A 1085-nucleotide genomic window follows, 5' to 3' on the forward strand; every position below is an offset into this window, starting at 1 on the left:
CCCGGAGGGGGCGGGACGGTGGGAGCAGGGCCGAGGCACGACCGGTGGGATCACGGCCAGGCACGACGGGTGGGATCACGGCCCGGGCACGGCCGAGCACGACAGCCCCCCCCCCAGAGGCGCAGACCACTGCGCGAACGGCCCCGACGGCTGCGCGGGGACCTGCGCAAACACCCCGACAGCGACGCGGACCACCGCGCCAACGCCCCGTCAGCGGCGCGGGGCCCTGCACGAACACCTCGACAGCACCGCGGACAACTGCGCGAACACCCTCACTGCGGCGCCGGGTACTGCGCGAACACCCCGACAGCGGCGCGGGAACCTACGTGAACACCCCGACAACAGCGCGGGGACCTACGCGACCGGCCCCGACAGCGGCGCGGGCACCACGCGACCGGCCCCGACACCAGCGCAGGGAATCGCGCGACCGGCCTCGACGGCGACCCGGCGACCCGGTAACGACGCAGCCCACCCCGGCGGGAGCCAAGGGCGCCGGAAGACCCCGTAACCCCGCCCCCGCGGCAAGCGGCTCAGCGGCGCCGCAGGTCCGCCACCCGAGCCGCCCGCTCGGGCCCCGCGTCGAGCGCCGCCGCACTGCGCAGCGGATGCCCTCCGTGATGGGGCGCCCCGCGCCGTGGCCCCGGCAGGGGGACGTCGCGCCGCGGCCCGCGCCCGGCACCACTGCCCGTGTCACCGGCGCCGGCCGCACCGGCCGCGCCGGACCCCTCCCCCGCGACGGCGATCTGCACGCCCTGGTCGGCCAGCGCCTGCAACTCCGTGGCGGCCCGCTCGTCATGAGCCGGCGGCTCGTCGGTGACGAGCCGGGTGATCACGTCCGTGGGCACCGTCTGGAACATGGTGTCGGTGCCGAGCTTGGAGTGGTCGGCGAGGACGACGACCTCGGCGGCGGCCTGGACCAGCGCGCGGTCGACGGACGCCGACAGCATGTTGGACGTGGACAGGCCGCGCTCGGCGGTCAGCCCGCTCCCGCTGAGGAAGGCCCGGGACACTCTGAGCCCCTGGAGGGACTGCTCCGCCCCGCTGCCCACCAGCGCGTAGTTGGAACCCCGCAGCGTGCCACCGGT

At 76.6% G+C, this 1085-nt stretch carries 1 pseudogene; it reads right to left on the reverse strand.

Going from position 1 to position 1085, the window contains the following annotated elements:
* Positions 1-530 precede the first annotated feature (530 nt).
* Positions 531-1085 (reverse strand): annotated as a pseudogene (locus GTW43_RS30085) (DeoR family transcriptional regulator); the annotation flags it as partial.

The sequence above is a fragment of the Streptomyces sp. SID5785 genome (assembly GCF_009870065.1).
Classification (GTDB): Bacteria; Actinomycetota; Actinomycetes; order Streptomycetales; family Streptomycetaceae; genus Streptomyces.